Source organism: Lamprocystis purpurea DSM 4197, from assembly GCF_000379525.1.
Lineage (GTDB): Bacteria > Pseudomonadota > Gammaproteobacteria > Chromatiales > Chromatiaceae > Thiodictyon > Thiodictyon purpureum.
On sequence record NZ_KB902362.1, the window covers coordinates 249,975 to 265,751 of the forward strand.

Here is a 15,777-nt window from a genome sequence, read left to right on the forward strand (position 1 = left end):
CCTACGCTGGAGTGTGGGAGCAAGTCGCGACGTTCCAGCGACGCGTATGGGTTCGGGCCGCTGGAGCGGCCAAGACTGCATTCCCACGCGGAGCGTGGGAACGAGAAGCGAAGCTGCGCGTTGGTCAGTTCCATGTGAACCCCATTGCCTTCAGATGGTCATCCACCTGGGCCGCGAGCGTGTCCACCTCTTCGATTAGTTTCGGCAGCGGGGTGGCATAACGCTCGGCCAGTTGCCGAATGCGCCCAGTCAGCGCCTGGCTGACCCGATCCAATTCGCCTTGGACGCTTGCCCCCAAGGCCGCGAGCCATTTGTCTCTGGCTCCCACGCTCCAGCGTGGGAGCAAGTGCCGACGCTCCAGCGTCGTGTAGGGGTTCGGGCCGCTGGAGCGGCCAAGGCTGCATTCCCACGCGGAGCGTGGGAACGAGAGGTGAGGGCGGGCGTTGGTCAGTTCCATCATTGGGGATCACTCCCACCTCAGTTTGCTTGTACCCTGGCCTCAGTTCCGTGCTCATTGTATTGCTTCCCGCAAGGTCTGCCCCGGCTCCAGAAGGCGCAAAAGGTGCGACAGCGTCGCATCTATTGCGGTGTAGGTCTGCGCTCGTTGCTCTAGCCGGGTAGAGTCCGCTGTGCGGACCGAACCCCGCGCGAACCCCACCGGCGAATGGTCCGCGTAGCGGACCCTACCAGGTTCGGGACCTTCGTGGTCACAGTCCCGCGCGCCCTGATGCCGGCGCGGAAACGCGAGAGATATGCAATTGGTGAGAAGGCTTCTGACCAATTTCCTCCTGGCTTCTCTGGCTCCCACGCTCCAGCGTGGGAGCAAGCGCCGACGCTCCAGCGTCGCGTATGGGTTCAGGCCGCAAGAGCAGCCAAGACAGCATTTCCACGCGGAGCGTGGGAATGAGAGGGCGGCGAATTGATACGCAGCGCCCACGTCTCCCAGGGGTAGCGGCTCATTCTCCATTGTCAACTGTCCATTTTCCATTATCACAGCGCCTCCCCCCCTTCGTTGAGTATCTCCAGATAGGCATCGTAGACGAAGACCCGGTTGCGCCGCTGGCCGGTCAGCTCGCGGGCGATACCCAGTTCGACCAGGGCGAGCATGGCCTTGGAGGCGGTGGGAAAGCTGATGTCGGCGGACCGGGCCAGTTGGCCGAGGTTACACAGTGGTCGCTGCCGCAGTGCGTCGAGCACGCGCAGGGTATTGGCCGCGCCGCGCCCGCCGGCCTGGACGCGCCGGGTGTCCTGCTGGAACAGATCGACCAGCCGGCGGGCGGTCTGCACGGCGCTGTTGGCGGTTTGCTCGACACCCTCCAGAAAGAAGTCGATCCAGGCCTCCCAGTCGCCGTCGGTTCGTACCCGCTCCAGCAGGTCGTAATAGACCTGACGGTGCTGCTTGAAATAGAGACTGAGATAGAGCAACGGCTGGGTGAGTGCCCCGCCCTCATGCAGGACCATCGCGATCAGCAGTCGCCCAACGCGGCCGTTGCCGTCGAGAAACGGGTGGATGGTCTCGAACTGGACATGCACCAAGGCCGCCTTGAGGATCACGGGAAGCGAAGTGGACGCGTCGTGGATAAATGCCTCCAACGCGCCCATGCAGGGCTCCACCTCTTGGGTGGGCGGTGGGACGAAGTGGGCGTTTCCGGGTCTGGTGCCGCCGATCCAGTTCTGGGTGCGGCGAAACTCGCCGGGGGCCTGGTCACTGCCCCGTCCGCGCGCCATGAGGCGGGCATGCATCTCGCGCAGGAGCCGATTGCAGAGCGGGAGACCCTCGCGACGGCGCGCCATGCCGTGTTCCAATGCGGCAACATAGTTGGAGACTTCCACCACGTCGTCGAAGGGGACCCCGGGTTGCTCATCGAGTTCAAAGAGCAGCAGATCGGAAAGGGATGACTGGGTTCCCTCGATCTGGGAGGACAGCACCGCCTCCCTGCGCACATAGGCGTACAAGAAGCGCTGCGGATCGGGTAGCAGCAGGCCGATGCTGTCGAGGCGCCCCAATGCCAGGGTGGCCCGCTCCAGGTCCGCTTGGCGACTGCCGCTCAGGTCGAGCGGCGGCGTCGGGGGCAGGGGCGCAGGGACGAAGGCGCGCACGGTCTCCCCGCCAGCCAGACTGGCCACATAGCGACCGGTGGCGTTGCGGTGCATGACGCAGTTCCCTTTAATAAGGCGCGACGCTGTTAAAGAAATCGAAGAATACTTTAATAAGGTGCCGACAACCAGTCACTTCCAAGCGAATCCCATCGTCTTCAGATGCTCATCGACCCGGGCGGCGAGTGTTTCGACCTCCTCGGCCAGCCTCGGCAGCGGTGTAGCATAACGCTCGGCCAGTTGCCGGATGCGCCCGGTCAGCGCCTGGCTGACCCGATCCAATTCGCCTTGGACGCTTGCCCCCAAGGCCGCGAGCCATTTGTCCTCGACCACCAGGGTCTTGATCTCGTCCTGCGTGAGTTTCTGGTAGCGGGCGGCCACCTTGGCGTCGAGTGCCTTCTGGGCATCCTTGACCTTCTTGCCGGCGGCGCTCTCCTTCTCGATCAGTGCGTTGTAGGCGGCCAGCATCCGGCGCTCGGGGGCGGCGTCCTTGTCCGGCCTGATCTCGGCCAGCCGCGCCTTGACGCTCGCGCGGGTGAGTTTGCCCTTGTCGTTCTTGGCCTCCGCCAGCAGGCCGTCCTCGCCGCCGTGCTCCTCGTCCATCTCTTCCATCTCGCGGCCGACGGCATCGCGCTCGGCTTCGAGTTGGGCGATGGCGGCGGCATCGGCGGCGAAATAGCGGGCGATCATCAGGTCGGGCGGTATCAGGTCGGTATTGGGCTTGCCATCGGTGAGCGCCTGCCAGCCGTCGCCGACCAGCATCCAGGCGTCGTCCTGCATGGTCTCGATCCAATAGTCGAGCAGGTGTTGATAGCAGTCGTAGGGGTCAATGAGCTGGGCGGCGCGGAAGGTCTCCAGCAGGCTTTCCGAAAGGCCGTCGATCAACCGCTTGGGCGCGTCGCCGATGCGGATGCCGGTAAGATTGGGCAGGTTGGCGGCCTTCCACTGGGCAAAGAGCGCCGTGACCCGGGCATTGAAGGCGGTGAACTCAGGGTGGCCAAAGATCGCCGCCTTGACCTGGCCGGCATCCACTCTGGGCTGGCTATAGCCGGGGCGGTCGGTCTCCTCGAACAGCTCGCGGCGCAGACTGGGGAAGACCGCCCAATAGGCGGCCAGTCCGTCGATGTCGCGGTTGGGGATGCCGCCCTTGAGATGGGCCTCAATGTCGCGCAAGTCCTCGGGCTCGCTGCCGTCGATATAGCGCGGCAGGTTCAGGTTGAAGTCGTTGGACTCGATCTCGGCGAGCGGCGCCATGCGCGAATAGCCGGGGCACTCTACCTGGCGGGTGAAGGTGTCGACGATCTTGTGGATGTCCTGGGCGCGCAGGCGGTTCTTGTTGCCGTCCTTGATGAATCCGCGGCTGGCATCGACCATGAAGATGCCGCGCCGCCCGGCCGCACCGCCCTTGTCCACCACCAGGATGCAGGCGGGGATGGAGGTGCCGTAGAAGAGGTTCGCCGGCAGGCCGATGATGCCCTTGATGTAGCCCTGGCGGACGAGGCGTTGGCGGATGGCGGCCTCCGCACCCCCACGGAAGAGCACGCCGTGGGGGTGGATGACGGCGCCCTGGCCGCTGCCCTTGAGGCTCGCGAGGATGTGCAGCAGGAAGGCGTAGTCGCCGTTCTTGGCGGGCGGGATGCCGAGGCGAAAGCGCCCGTAGGGGTCGTTCGCCGGGTCCAGACCGCTGGTCCAGTTCTTGTTGGAGAAGGGGAAGTTGGCGACCACGAAGTCGAAGGTCTTGAGGCTGCCGTCGGCGTTCTTGAAGTGCGGGCTGGACAGCGAGTTGGCCTGCCAGATTTCCGCCTCAGGCGCATCGTGCAGCACCATGTTCATGCGCGCCAGCGCGGACGTGGCGTTGTCCATCTCCTGCCCGTAGAGGGTCAGATCCAGGCCGGTGCGGTTCCTGGCCTCATCGTGGGCCTTGAGCAGCAGTGAACCGGAGCCGCAGGTGGGGTCATAGATGGTCTGGGCGCCGCTGGTGGCCCGACCCAGGTCGATGACCATGGACATGACGCGCGAGACCTCGGCCGGGGTGTAGAACTGGCCCTTGCTCTTGCCGGACTCGGTGGCGAAGTGACGCATCAGATATTCGTAGGCGTCACCGAGCAGGTCGTCGCCCTCGGCGCGGTTGCTGCCGAAGTCCAGCCCCTCGAAGATGGCCACCAGCTTGGTGAGCCGGTCCACCATCTCTTTGCCCTTGCCGAGCTTGTCCTCGTCATTGAAGTCGGCGACGTTGATCGCGCCCTTGAGGCTATCGTTGGCGTCGGCCAGGCGCCCGATGATCTTGTTGATCGTGTCGCCGATCTCCTTGTCGCCCTTGGCGATGACCATGTCGGCGAAGCCGCCGCCATGGGGGACCTCGATCAGTGCATCGGGGTCGTTGGCGTACTTGTCCGAGACATATTTGACGAACAGCAGGACCAGGACATAGTCCTTGTATTGGCTGGCGTCCATGCCGCCGCGCAGTTCGTCGCAGGAGCGCCAGAGGGAGGAATAGAGTGCGGACTTCTTGAAGGCCATGGGCTCGTTTCTTATTGGACGTGCTGCCCGACTGCCTCAGCGGGGTGGAAGTCATCGCACACCGGGATGAACGGATCTGCCTCAGTTGCTCTCAGGCTTGGTACCAACCAGGCTCCAACTATAGCCATGACGATGGCGTTGGCCGATGTCGACAAAGCCGGCATCCGCCATGAGGGCGTGGGCTTCCTCGCGGGTGTAATACTTGGCATAGGCCGGATTGAGCTGATCGAAGATGGTCAGCCGGCGCTTGTCGCCGCCCAGCTTTCCCAGGTGATCGCGCATGTAGGCGCGCATGGGGAGCGGCAGGAATCCGCACAGCCATATGTAACCGGCCAGCGGGATGTCCAGCGCGCGCACCAGCCAGACCAGAACCCGATCCGGCAGCCGCTTGGTCAGTGCCCGCAGCGGCTGCACCAGGGTGAGATAGAGTTCGTTGCCCTCGCGGCCGTAGATCCAGACGAACAGTTTCCCGCCCGGACGCAGGGCGGCATAGGCGGCCTGGACAACGGGTTCAGGCCGCGGAATATGGTGCAGGACTCCGAAGGTGACCACCAGGTCGAAGGGGCCGAGCGTGGCGATGCCCTCGCCGGGCAACTGATGGCAGGTGACGCGCGCGGTGTCACCGGCAAAGCGGTTGGCGAGGACCTCGAAGGCCCTTGATGGTTCGATGGCGGTGACGTGCGCGGCACCGGCGGCGAGCAGCATGGCGACGATCCGACCGGTGCCGCTGCCGATATCGGCGACGCGCCGGCCCTCCACATCGGTCGCGCTCAACAACGGCGCGACGATGTCCTCGAACAGTTCTTTGGACCCGTAATAGCCCGAGTTGTCGGTGAATCGGACCCATTGGTCCCCGAAATCGGCGATGGTCTGCTCGGTCTCTCGCTGAGTCATGTGTTTTTCATTCCAGGTTCTTGGTCAGTCCCGCACCGCCTTGGGCGGTGCGGGAATCGTATGGATCAGGCGCGCCGCGTCACGCGTCCCGCGTCGCCCCAGAGTTCGATCACCGCCCCTTGCATGGCCCCGAACAGGCGCCCGCAATAGGCGACCGAAGTCAGCAGCACCGCGACCCCCGGGGTCAGTCCGATCAGTGCCAGGGTGCCGACCCCTGCCACCTCGCCCAGGGTGACGCCGAGCAGTGACACCGGGATCGCCATCCCCAGCAGCGACGCCGACAGGGCAAAGCTGACCGGCGCCCAGTCGACCCGGATCCCGGAACCGGCGGCGAAGGCGAACACCGAGGCGCACACCAGCGCCAGGGCCGCCAGCGAATACAGGGTGGGCAGCGCCAGGCGCGGCCAGATCGGACCCAAGGCGCTCAGGAGGCCCCACACCTGGCGCCGCAGCGACCCATGGGCCATGGCGGCGGCCCCCAGGAGCAGTGCGGTCAGGACCGCCGCCAGGACCCAGGTCAGATCGATTTCAGCCCAGACCGCGGCCGGCAACACCACGCCGGCCAGCGCGGCCAGGGCCAGCAAGGCGGCCAACAGGCCCAGCACGCGGTCCAGCAGGAGCGCGATGACGACCTGTTTGACCGAAGCCGCCGCGTCGATGCGGCGGACGGCGAGGAACCGCGTGATCTCGTACCCGACGGACATAGGCACGAAAAAGAAATAGAAGAGCGAGCGCAGATGGATCGTCAAGGCTTGACGCGCGGTGATGGTGATCCCACAGGCCGCCAGGGTGCCCTGCAACCGCAGGGCTGCCGCGAAGAGTGCGGCCTGGTAGAGCACCAGGGTGAGGATCAGCGCCGTTGATGACAGCGACAGCCGCTCCGCCGGGAGACCCTCGCCGGCCCAGACCATCAGGAACCCGAGCCCCACCAGCACCAGCCCCATCTTGAGCAGGACGAGCCCCCGTGCCGGCGGTTGGCCCTGACGCGTCAGCGCCGCTGCCGCCGGGGCCTCGAATACGGCAAGCGGATCGGGCGCGGCCGGCGGCGTTACCGGGACTGTCACTCAGCGCCCGTCCTGACCAGGATCTGGCGCAACAGATCCGCCAGCAGGCCCAGGGCAAACACCGCGATCGACATCAGCAGCCCGCCGATGCCGAGCAGGTAGGGGGCGTGCAGTCCGGTGATGGCCGCGGCCAGGAAACCGCCGATGGCCAGTGCGATGGTGATCAGGGTGAGGAGCAGAAAGAGCTTCAGCGGATTGTAATAGATGATGGCCTGGATGATGTATTGCAATGTGAGCAATGAGTCCTTGAGCAGCTTGACCTTGGTCTTGCCGACCCGTTCGTGATAAGGGATCGGCAAATAGGTGACGAAGCGGCCGGTCAGCATATAGGCCAGGGTCAGCGAGGTGGTGAAGCTGAAGGTATTGCACAGATGGGGCAAGTAGCCGGAGATGGTCGCGCGGCTGAAGACCCGCAAGCCCGAGTTGGCATCCGGGATGCTGCGGCCGGCGCTGAACTCCACCAGGAACTTGAGGATATCGCGCAGCGGACCCTTGAAGACGCTGCCCGTGTAATGGTGGCCGGTGCGTGCGCCGACCACCATGTCGAACCCCTTGCGGAACTCGGCCACCAGTTCCGGGATCGACTGCGCCGGGTAGGTGAGGTCCGCGTCGATGATGACGATGGTGTCGTGGCGCGCCGCCCGGATGCCTGATTTGAGCGCCTGACCATACCCGACGTTATGCGGGTGACGGACGACGGTGGCGCCCGCCTCGGCCGCGATCCGGGCAGTGGCGTCGCTGGAGCCGTCATCGACCACCAGGATCTCGGCGCCGGCCTCGGGGCTGTGGGCGAGGACCTGTTGCAGCGAGTCGATGGTTCCGGCGATGCCGCCGGCCTCGTTCAGGGCAGGAATAACGATGCTGATCATAGTCTAAGAGTAACACAATTCATGGATTGACCGAAGCGCCGATGCACCGGTATTCAAGGCTGATCCAGCCACAACGCCAGACAGACGAGTCCAAAGATCTTCAGTCCATGATCCCGTCGCGCGGCCAGGTGCTCGCGCCACAGGGTGTCGATCGCCGCGGGGCGAATCCACTCATGCAGTTTGGGCGAGGCCAGCGCGTCCTGGGCGAAGGCGCGCAGCGAGCCGCTGAACCAGTGCGAGACCGGGGCATTGAACCCCTGCTTGCGGCCGTCGAGCACCCAGTCCGGCAGGCGCCCGCGCAGGCTCTCCCGCAGCAGGTATTTCTTGCGCAGGCCCTTGAGCTTCCAATCGGCGGGTAGGGCCGCCGCGAACTCGACCAGGCGGTGATCGAGCAGCGGCGCACGGGCCTCCAGTGAGTGCGCCATGGTCGAACGATCGACCTTGACCAGGATGTCGTCGGCCAGCCAGGTCTTGACATCGACATAACCCGCCTGATCGATGTAGTGGCAGCCCTGGACCGCCGCGAAGTGCGGCGCGAATTCCGCAAAGGGGTCGGCCTCAGCGGTGGTGATCGCCGCGCGCCACCAGGGCTGCATCAGGTCGCGTTGCGCCTCGGGGGACAGGATATTGCGCCAGGAAGCATGGGCCCGCGGGAAGTCCAGATGGAGTTCCGCGAGGAAATGACGGACCTTATAGTCCAGACTGACTTTGGAGAAACTCACCGGCAGCACGGCATCCGCCGCCCGGAAGCTCGCCCGCGCCAGCCCCCGCGGCAGCCACGACAGCGCCCGATGGAGCCGGTCGGCGGTGTAGGTCTCGTACCCGGCGAAGCACTCGTCGGCACCATCCCCGGACAGGCTGACGGTCACGTATTCTCGGGCGAAGGCCGCCAGCAGAAAGGTCGGCACGGCGGAGGTGTCCGCCAGCGGCTCGTCGGCGGCCCAAACCATGGCCTGAACCGTGCGTTCAGGGTCCGGCGTGGCCACCCGATCCTTGTGGTCCAGACCGAGCAGGTTCGCCACCGCGCGGGCGGTATCGACCTCGTCGAAGCTGGGGATGCCGAAACCCATGCTGAAGGTGTGCACCTGGGAGGCGGGCAGGGCCTGCGCCATGGCGGCGGCCACCGCGGATGAATCGACCCCGCCGCTCAGGAAGGCGCCCAGTGGGACATCACTGACCAGCCGCAGGCGCACCGCGTCATCGATCAGGGCCAACAACTCCTCGGCGGCCTCGTCCTGGGAGCCGAAACGGCGCTTGTTGCGGTACACCGCCGCCAGGTCCCAGTAGGACCGCGGCGTCAGTGGCCGGCCCTCTTCGCAAATCATAAAGTGTCCGGGCGGCAGCCGTTTGAGCCCCTGTCGCAGGCTATGGTCCCCCAGGGTGTAGTTGAGCATCAGATAGTGGGCGAGACCAACCGGATCGACCGCGCCGAGCGCGGCCGGATGCGCCCGCAAGGCGCGCGGTTCGGAGGCGAACACCAGTCCGCCCGCGGGCAGTTCGCAGTAGAAGAGCGGCTTCTCACCAACCCGGTCGCGGGCCAGAAAGAGTCGGCGGCGCGGGGCGTCCCACAGCGCGAAGGCAAACATGCCGTTGAAGCGCTCCAGGCAGCCCTCGCCCCAGGCTTTGTAGGCTTCGAGGATGACCTCGGTGTCGCCCTGCGTCTGAAAGGCGGCGCCGGCCTGTTCCAATTCCCGGCGAATCTCCCGGAAGTTGTAGATCTCGCCGTTGTAGGCGATGACCAGCGACCCGGAGCGATCATAGAGCGGCTGATTATTGGCCTGGGACACGTCGATGACCGACAGCCGCCGGTGGCCCAGCGCCAGCGGCCCCAGGGCCGCCACGCCGGCCGCGTCCGGCCCCCGATGCGCCAGGCGGTCGGTCATGGCCCGCACGATCTGCGTATCCGCCGCGGTGTCCCAAGTGAGCAGTCCGGCAATGCCGCACATCGTTGGTCAATCCTCGCGCCCGCGGCGCGGCAAGGCCCCGGATCGACGTCGGCGCCGGGCCTGGTCGATCAGGGCGGAGATCGCAATGGCGTTACTCAGCCACAGCAAGAGGTCCAGTGGCGCCAGGTAGCGCGGCAGCACGACGGTCACCAAGGTGAGTGCCAGGGCGTAGGCGGCGAACCCGATCCAGAGGCTGAGCAGCAAGGCCGTGAAGTCCGCGCGTCGACAGGCCCGCAGCGCGGTGAACGCGAGCAGCCAGGCGGCGAGCAGCAGGGGAACCCGGATTCCTTGCGCCAGCGGGAGCAACAGATCGAGCAGTCGGGTGGCCGGCAGGTTCGCCAGATTGAGGTACCGGGTCGCGGACTCCGGATGCTCCGCGCCGGTGCCTTGCAGGACCCGCAGGGCATCCGCTTCCGGAGGAAAAACGACCCTGATGCTGTCCGCCGACATGCGCAGCAAGGTCTCGAATTGTCCGTTTCCAAAGCCGACGCCCGCGACGGGCCCGAACACCGCCTTATTCAGTTCCCGGCCCCATTGGCGCAGGGCATCGCCATCGAGCGACCGCGCGAAGACCAAAAAACCTGTGTTCATCAGCACGTCCGGATCGCTGGACCACAGGTCCGGCTCCGCCGCGATGGCCCGGCGCGTGCCCAGCCAGGGGTTGGGGGTCTGCGCCATGAGGACGAGCGCCTGGGCGGTCGGCACGTCCGGGGCGGCCCCCGCCAACCGTTCGAGCCAGGCCGCGCGCGCCTCCTGGGGCACCAACTGATAGGTATCGACGATCCGATAGACTCCCGGCCGACCGATGGTCGAGAGGCAACGGTTCTCGATCAGGTGGCAGGCCGAGCCGGTCAGGCCCTTGGCGGTCACCAGGGCGAGGAGTACCACCGCGATCACCCCGCCCACGGGCCGCCAGGCGCTGCGCGACCAGCGCTGCTCCGACCAGAGCGCGGCGATCAGGACGTAGGCGAGCGGAATCGCGGCAAACACGATGGAGGCGTGGCGGGTCAATAGGCCCCCCAGGAGTCCGACGAAGAGCGCGGCACCGACCGCCGTGTTCATTCCATCCCGCCGCAGTCGCAGCACGGCGCCGAGCAGGATGCACAGGAACGACAGATCGAGCGCCTCGGTCATCAGCCCCTGAGCGTACAGTTGGAGTGCGGTGCCGAGACAGGCGAGCACGGAGACGATGACGATCTGCCGGCGTGCGCGAAAGGCGGATGCCAGGTAGATGAGCGCACCGATCGCCGCTAGGTGCTGCACGGCCGTCGCGAATGAAAGCACCGCCCGCGATTCCGCGAACCAGGTGGTGGCGAAGGCCATGAAGGTCGGGTAGAGGATGGGATGGTGCGGGAACAGATTCCAGGGCCAGAGCAGCCAGATCACACTGTCGGAACCGTTCCAGATCGGCGGCAGGGCGAGCCACGCGAAGACCCCCACGGCCGCGGGAAAGGCGCCCGCGGCAGCATAGTCCCAGCGGCGCCGCCACAGGTGCGCGGCGCGGCGCCGGACCGCGGCGAGTAAGCAGGTGCGCTGCCGCCAGGCGAGCAGACCCAGGCCGAGCAGCACGCCGCCGCTGCCGATGGCCAGGGTCCAGTCGATGATCGCGGGGGCGAGTCGCGCCGTGGCGGTGACCGTATAGACCCGCCCGTTGGTGCGCGGGTCCGAGTGATCGGGCGTGCTGAACAGCAGAGAGCGCTGCCAGTGCGAGAAGCCGCCCCCGCCGTCGCGAATGTCCGCGTGTTGCGCCTGCGGGGGACCCAATGGCCGGCCGTCCTCGTGCAGGCGCAGATCGGAGCGCGCGAGCCGGTCGGCCTGATCGCCGGGCAGGACCCAGGGCCACCCCGGTCGGCCCTTGAGCTGCACGACAAACGACTGCCCGACCGCCGGTTCCACTTCGCCTGGAGCGAGATCGAAGCGGACCCTTCGATCGAGCGTGCCCAATCCGTAGGCAACGAACAGCAAGACCACCCCAAGCGCGAGTGCGGAGCCCGCCCATGGAATCGCTGGTCTGGCCATGTCCGGACCCGGTCTCACGCGGTTCTGGTCCGCGCCAGCAGCGCGACCAGACAGACCCCGTTCGACACCCAGACCAGGGTGTCGATGGGCGAGAGATAGCGGGGCAGGACCACCGTGATGAAGGTGAGCGCCAGGGCATAGGCCAGGGCGCCCAGCCAGAGGGCCGCGGCCAGGGCGCCGATCCGCGCATCGCGGGTCAGCACGGCGGCGGCCAGGGCCAGCGCCAGGGAGGCGGCCAGGAACAGGAGCCGCTGCAGCGGGATCAGCGGCAGCAGGATGTCCAGGAACCGGGTCAGCGGATGGGCGGCCAGCGCGCGGTAATCGGCGGCCGTCTCCACGTGCTCGGCCCCGGTCCCGGCCGTGGCGGTGCGATTGCGCGGATCGGCCGGAAAGACCGCTTCGATCGACACGGCCGAGCCACCCAGCAGACAGCTGATCTGCCCAGGGCAATAGCTCGATGAGCCGATGCCGACGATGGCGCGTCCCAGTTCCTGGCCCATCTGACGCCAGGCATAGGGATCGAGCGCGTAGGCGAAGGCCCGGTAGCCCGCATTCATAATGGCATCCGGGTGTTGCCCATAGAGCGCGGGCGTCGCGGCGATTGCGTCCCGCGGTCCGGTCCAGGGGTTCGGCGTCTGCGCCAGCAGCGGCAGCGCCTCCTGCACCGCCGGGTCCGCGGCGCGGGCGCCGATGGCCGCCAGCCAGGCCGGCCGGGCCGCGGGCGGCACCAATTCATACGCGGCCTGGATGCGATAGACACCGACCCGGCCGATGATGGACGTCTCCTGGGCGTCGAGCAGCAGTGAAACATAACGGTTGACGGCACTGTTGGCGACGCCGACCGCAACCACCAGGGCGACCGCCTGGGCGATGACCAGCAGGCCGGCGGCCTTGCCGCGCGACAGGATCGCCAGGATGAGCAGATAAGCGACCGGGAGCACACCCAGAATGAGCAGCGCGTGGCGGCTGAGACTCGCCGCCAGGAGCGCGAGACCCAGTGCCGCGGCCACGCCCGCGGTCAGGCCGTCCCGGTGCAGCCGCAGCAGGGCGCCGAGCAAGAGCAGCGTCAGCGGTGTGGCCAACCCCTCGGTGAAAAATCCATGGGCGAACAGGTTCAGCCCGCCGCCGACACAGGCCAGGGCCGACACCAGCAGGATCTGCCAGCCGACCCGGTAGGCGGAGGCCAGATAGGCGATTGCCAGGATATAGGCCAGGTGCTGTATCCATTGGGTGACGCGCAGGATCTGCGGCGCACCCTCGAACAACGTGTTGACGGCCGCCATGAACAGCGGGTAGGCCGGCGGATGATGCGGGATCCAGTTCAACTGCCAGAGCAGCCAGATGGTGCTGTCCGAGCCGTTCCAGAGCGGCGGAATCAGCCACAGGGCCGCCAGCGAGACCGCGGTCGGGATCAGTCCGGCCAGCAGGTAATCCCGGTAGCGGCGGCGCAGGTGCCGGGCACCCGCGGCGATCGCCCGAGCGGCGGCCCGGCGCTGTTTCCAGAGCGCGGCACCGAGCGCGGCCAGGAGCAGCAGACCACCGATGTCCGCCAGTTGGCGCAGGATGCGATAGGAGACGCCGGCCTTGAAGCGGATCTCGTAGCCGCGGCCATTGGTGCGCGGGTCCGTGTGATCGGGCGTACTGAAGATCAACAGCCTGGCCCAGTGCAGATAGCCGCCCCCGCCGTCCCGATGGACCTGATCATAGGGCGCGTGCGGCGGTCCGAGGCTGCGCCCGTCCTCGAACAACAGCAATTCGGAGCGATAGAGATTGAACGGGTTATCGCTGCGCGCCTGCCAGGGCCAGGGGAGACGGCGTTTGAGGTCGACCTGAAAGGCTTGGCCTTCGAGCGGCAGGATCTGCTCGGCAGCGAGCGTCAACTGCATCGGTCGTTCGATCGAACGCAGGGCAAAGGCCAACACCATCAGCAGCAACCCGGCGGCACCGAGGGCGATGATCCAGCCCCAACGCGGTGCGCGAGTCGGGTCCTGGCGGGTCGGCAGCGGCGGCGGGCTGGGCATGGCTTGAATCGCTGAGCAGGGCAGGAAGGCGTTGGGCAATCGGCCGCGCAGCGCGGCACGAACTAGCCCGCGAGTGTACAGGCAGTTGCCGCGGCGGGCCAACAAGGTCGACCTGAGCCGACCTGAGAGACCCTACGGCGGCCTCCTTCCTGACCGTCGTTCCGGCCGCAAGAACACCGGAGGCCGAAGGCTCTTGCCGGTCGAGGTCGCTGCCGTGCGGCCCCGGTTCGGCTAAACCGCACCCGGCGCGGTAGGGGATGTTCTCGGATGAGATCCGCGATGGGCCTTGGATTCAGAGGATATTTCGCGCTGCCCTGGCCTTCGCGGTCGGGTATGACGAGGGTGCGCTGTTTCTGTTCAAAGATGTCTATCCCTATCTGAAGGGCAAAGGAATCAATTGGTTCGGTCTTGCTTTTTGCTTGACACGAGGAAAGAGGAAAGACCTGACCCTGCTTGTCCGTAGTTCCGCTTACAGGGCGGTCAGTCGATACCCGGACAGTCACGCCGGCGTGCGGATCCTATGATTCGCTAATGGACTCGACAGACCGCTCAGACCGCTCGATGGAATCCGACCCGCGCTCAGGATCAGGTCGGGCTGCACCGGACTCCGGGCCCATGGCCGAGGTGCCGGACCGCGGCGGCTATTACCTCAAACGGGAGCGCATCGTTTCAGCATAACGGACCCGTACTCAGCCAGCCTCTGTCGCAGACGACAGGTAGGCTTCACACACCGAGGGGACAAGCAATGGCCGAAGACACATCAGCCGGTAATTCAGTCTCAAGCGCTGCCGAAGACTCAGGGTTTTTCCAAGAAGACAATGGCACCTGGTCATCCATGCGGCTCATGTGCTTCGTATCCCTGTTAGCCGCGATTGCTTTCGGCCTGCTGACGTTAGCATTGAGTTGGCATAGCAAACCTGATACGGCAAATGGAATCTATCTTACCTTGGGCTTTCTGCTCGGCGCCTTTGCACCTAAGGCCGTGCAGAAATTCGCTGAACAGAAGGGCGTTAAGTGACGATAGACACGATTTATAGACACGATCTGATTATCGTTTGGGAGCCGGGGATGTCGGGGTTCCTTCGTCACGCCAACCTACGGCCCTCTTACACTGGCGGCGGCGAGCGCCGTACACCGCTGCCGGTGTCATCACCCAGCCACCACAGGGGAACTGACGACGATGAACGATGCCAGCGGTGAACGCATATACGAGGATGGCGATCAGGGCGACGAACCCCTCGCTGAAGATGATTGCGCAGTGGTCGATGGCGACCTTGAAGAAGCTGACGAGACCGATAGTGGCGCGGACCGGGACCTCATGGCCGCGCGGGCTACCCCCGCTAGCCTGGGGTCCGCGGATATCCCTGGCGCTTGGGTCATTCGCGATGACGATGATACCGGCGGCGAGCCCGTCACTTCGTGTGACGCTGAGGATGAGGACGCACCGGGCGGCTTGGCCCTTGTCCGCGCCGCGGGGGGATTTGCGGACCTGCCCGGGCCCCAGGTCTACGACGATGGCGAGATCGGGGCAGAAGACATGACCACCTGTACCGCGTATGACGAGGAGGCACCCCAATGAGTACCCAAGGTAAAGACAAATGGCGCGTCGCGACAAGTCTGCTGACCCTGCGCAACCAAATCAATAGCCTGTATCCGGCGAGAAAAAAGGCGAGCGATGGCACCATCGGTGACTCTCGCCATTGCGGTGGATCTGGAACATCCGACCACTGTGCGCGCGACCTCGGGGGCAGCGTGAAGGTCGTCACCGCCATGGATATCACCCATGATCCCGCCTCCGGGTGCGACGCCGGGCGCATCGTCAGCGCCCTCGTTGCGAGTCGCGATGAACGGATCAAATACATCATCTGGAACAAGCGGATACTGAGTTCAGAGGTCTCCGCGTGGACCTGGCGCAGCTACAACGGCAGCAACCCGCATTCCAAGCATTTTCACCTGTCGGTCGTGCCGAAGATGTCGTTGTTCGACTCGACCGCACCCTGGCAGCTCAGCCCGGCATCGACCTCCACGACGATCTCGCGACCCGTCCCCTCCGGCAACCGCTACAAGGTCATCGCCCGTTCCGGCCTGCGGCTGCGTGAAGGGGCGGGCACCCAATTCGACGCGATCGGTCGCCTCAGCCCCGGACAGGTGGTGGTCGTCACCGCCACCGAGGGTGATTGGTATGAGATCGATGCAGAAGGCGACGGCTTCCGCGACGGGTTCTGTTATGGGGCCTTCCTTGTCCAGGTGTCCTGATCGGCAAGTTCCCGGCGCCGCGCCTTGCACTCGATGCCGGCGGCGCCGACGGGTGCTGCCGGTAGATCGGGCGGTACGTGCGGGACTGCTT

At 66.0% G+C, this 15,777-nt stretch carries 12 protein-coding genes; 3 read left to right on the plus strand and 9 right to left on the minus strand.

What is annotated here, in order from left to right:
* Window positions 1-124 precede the first annotated feature (124 nt).
* The 9 genes from A39O_RS42005 to A39O_RS0101095 all read right to left on the minus strand — a co-directional run bounded on the left by A39O_RS42005 (window position 125) and on the right by A39O_RS0101095 (window position 13,430).
* A complete protein-coding gene (locus A39O_RS42005) occupies window positions 125-460 on the minus strand; it encodes a hypothetical protein (RefSeq protein WP_020502862.1) in 336 nt (111 codons plus the stop codon).
* Window positions 461-990: 530 nt separating this feature from the next.
* A complete protein-coding gene (locus A39O_RS0101060) occupies window positions 991-2,154 on the minus strand; it encodes a Fic family protein (protein ID WP_020502863.1) in 1,164 nt (387 codons plus the stop codon).
* A 75-nt stretch (window positions 2,155-2,229) separates the two neighbouring features.
* On the minus strand, window positions 2,230-4,617 hold the full coding sequence (locus A39O_RS0101065; protein ID WP_020502864.1) for a type I restriction-modification system subunit M: 2,388 nt from the start codon (window positions 4,615-4,617) through the stop codon (window positions 2,230-2,232).
* Between the two features lie 81 nt (window positions 4,618-4,698).
* Window positions 4,699-5,511: a class I SAM-dependent methyltransferase gene (locus A39O_RS0101070; protein WP_020502865.1), complete on the minus strand. Its 813-nt coding sequence runs from the start codon at window positions 5,509-5,511 to the stop codon at window positions 4,699-4,701.
* A gap of 65 nt (window positions 5,512-5,576) precedes the next feature.
* Window positions 5,577-6,575, minus strand: a complete 999-nt coding sequence (locus A39O_RS0101075; RefSeq protein WP_020502866.1) for a lysylphosphatidylglycerol synthase domain-containing protein — start codon at window positions 6,573-6,575, stop codon at window positions 5,577-5,579.
* Complete coding sequence (locus A39O_RS0101080) at window positions 6,572-7,444, minus strand: glycosyltransferase family 2 protein (protein ID WP_020502867.1); 873 nt, start codon at window positions 7,442-7,444, stop codon at window positions 6,572-6,574. The genes A39O_RS0101075 and A39O_RS0101080 overlap by 4 nt, the downstream gene beginning before the upstream one ends.
* Window positions 7,445-7,497: 53 nt before the next feature.
* Window positions 7,498-9,390, minus strand: a complete 1,893-nt coding sequence (gene asnB / locus A39O_RS0101085; protein WP_020502868.1) for an asparagine synthase (glutamine-hydrolyzing) — start codon at window positions 9,388-9,390, stop codon at window positions 7,498-7,500.
* A gap of 6 nt (window positions 9,391-9,396) precedes the next feature.
* Window positions 9,397-11,409, minus strand: a complete 2,013-nt coding sequence (locus A39O_RS0101090) for a hypothetical protein (RefSeq protein WP_157639546.1) — start codon at window positions 11,407-11,409, stop codon at window positions 9,397-9,399.
* 14 nt (window positions 11,410-11,423) lie between these two features.
* Window positions 11,424-13,430 carry a hypothetical protein gene (locus A39O_RS0101095; protein ID WP_020502870.1) on the minus strand — a complete coding sequence of 669 codons (2,007 nt, stop codon included), beginning with the start codon at window positions 13,428-13,430 and terminating at the stop codon, window positions 11,424-11,426.
* Window positions 13,431-14,175: 745 nt separating this feature from the next.
* On the opposite strand from A39O_RS0101095, the gene A39O_RS0101105 reads away from it, so the two are divergent.
* The 3 genes from A39O_RS0101105 (at window position 14,176) to A39O_RS40135 (ending at window position 15,686) form a co-directional block, all read left to right on the plus strand.
* On the plus strand, window positions 14,176-14,448 hold the full coding sequence (locus tag A39O_RS0101105) for a hypothetical protein (protein ID WP_083924399.1): 273 nt from the start codon (window positions 14,176-14,178) through the stop codon (window positions 14,446-14,448).
* A 162-nt stretch (window positions 14,449-14,610) separates the two neighbouring features.
* Window positions 14,611-15,009, plus strand: a complete 399-nt coding sequence (locus tag A39O_RS0101110) for a hypothetical protein (RefSeq protein ID WP_020502873.1) — start codon at window positions 14,611-14,613, stop codon at window positions 15,007-15,009.
* The gene (locus A39O_RS40135) at window positions 15,006-15,686 is read left to right on the plus strand and encodes an SH3 domain-containing protein (protein WP_020502874.1); all 681 of its coding nucleotides are present in this window, start codon (window positions 15,006-15,008) and stop codon (window positions 15,684-15,686) included. Before A39O_RS0101110 ends, A39O_RS40135 begins: the two co-directional genes overlap by 4 nt.
* Window positions 15,687-15,777 lie beyond the last annotated feature (91 nt).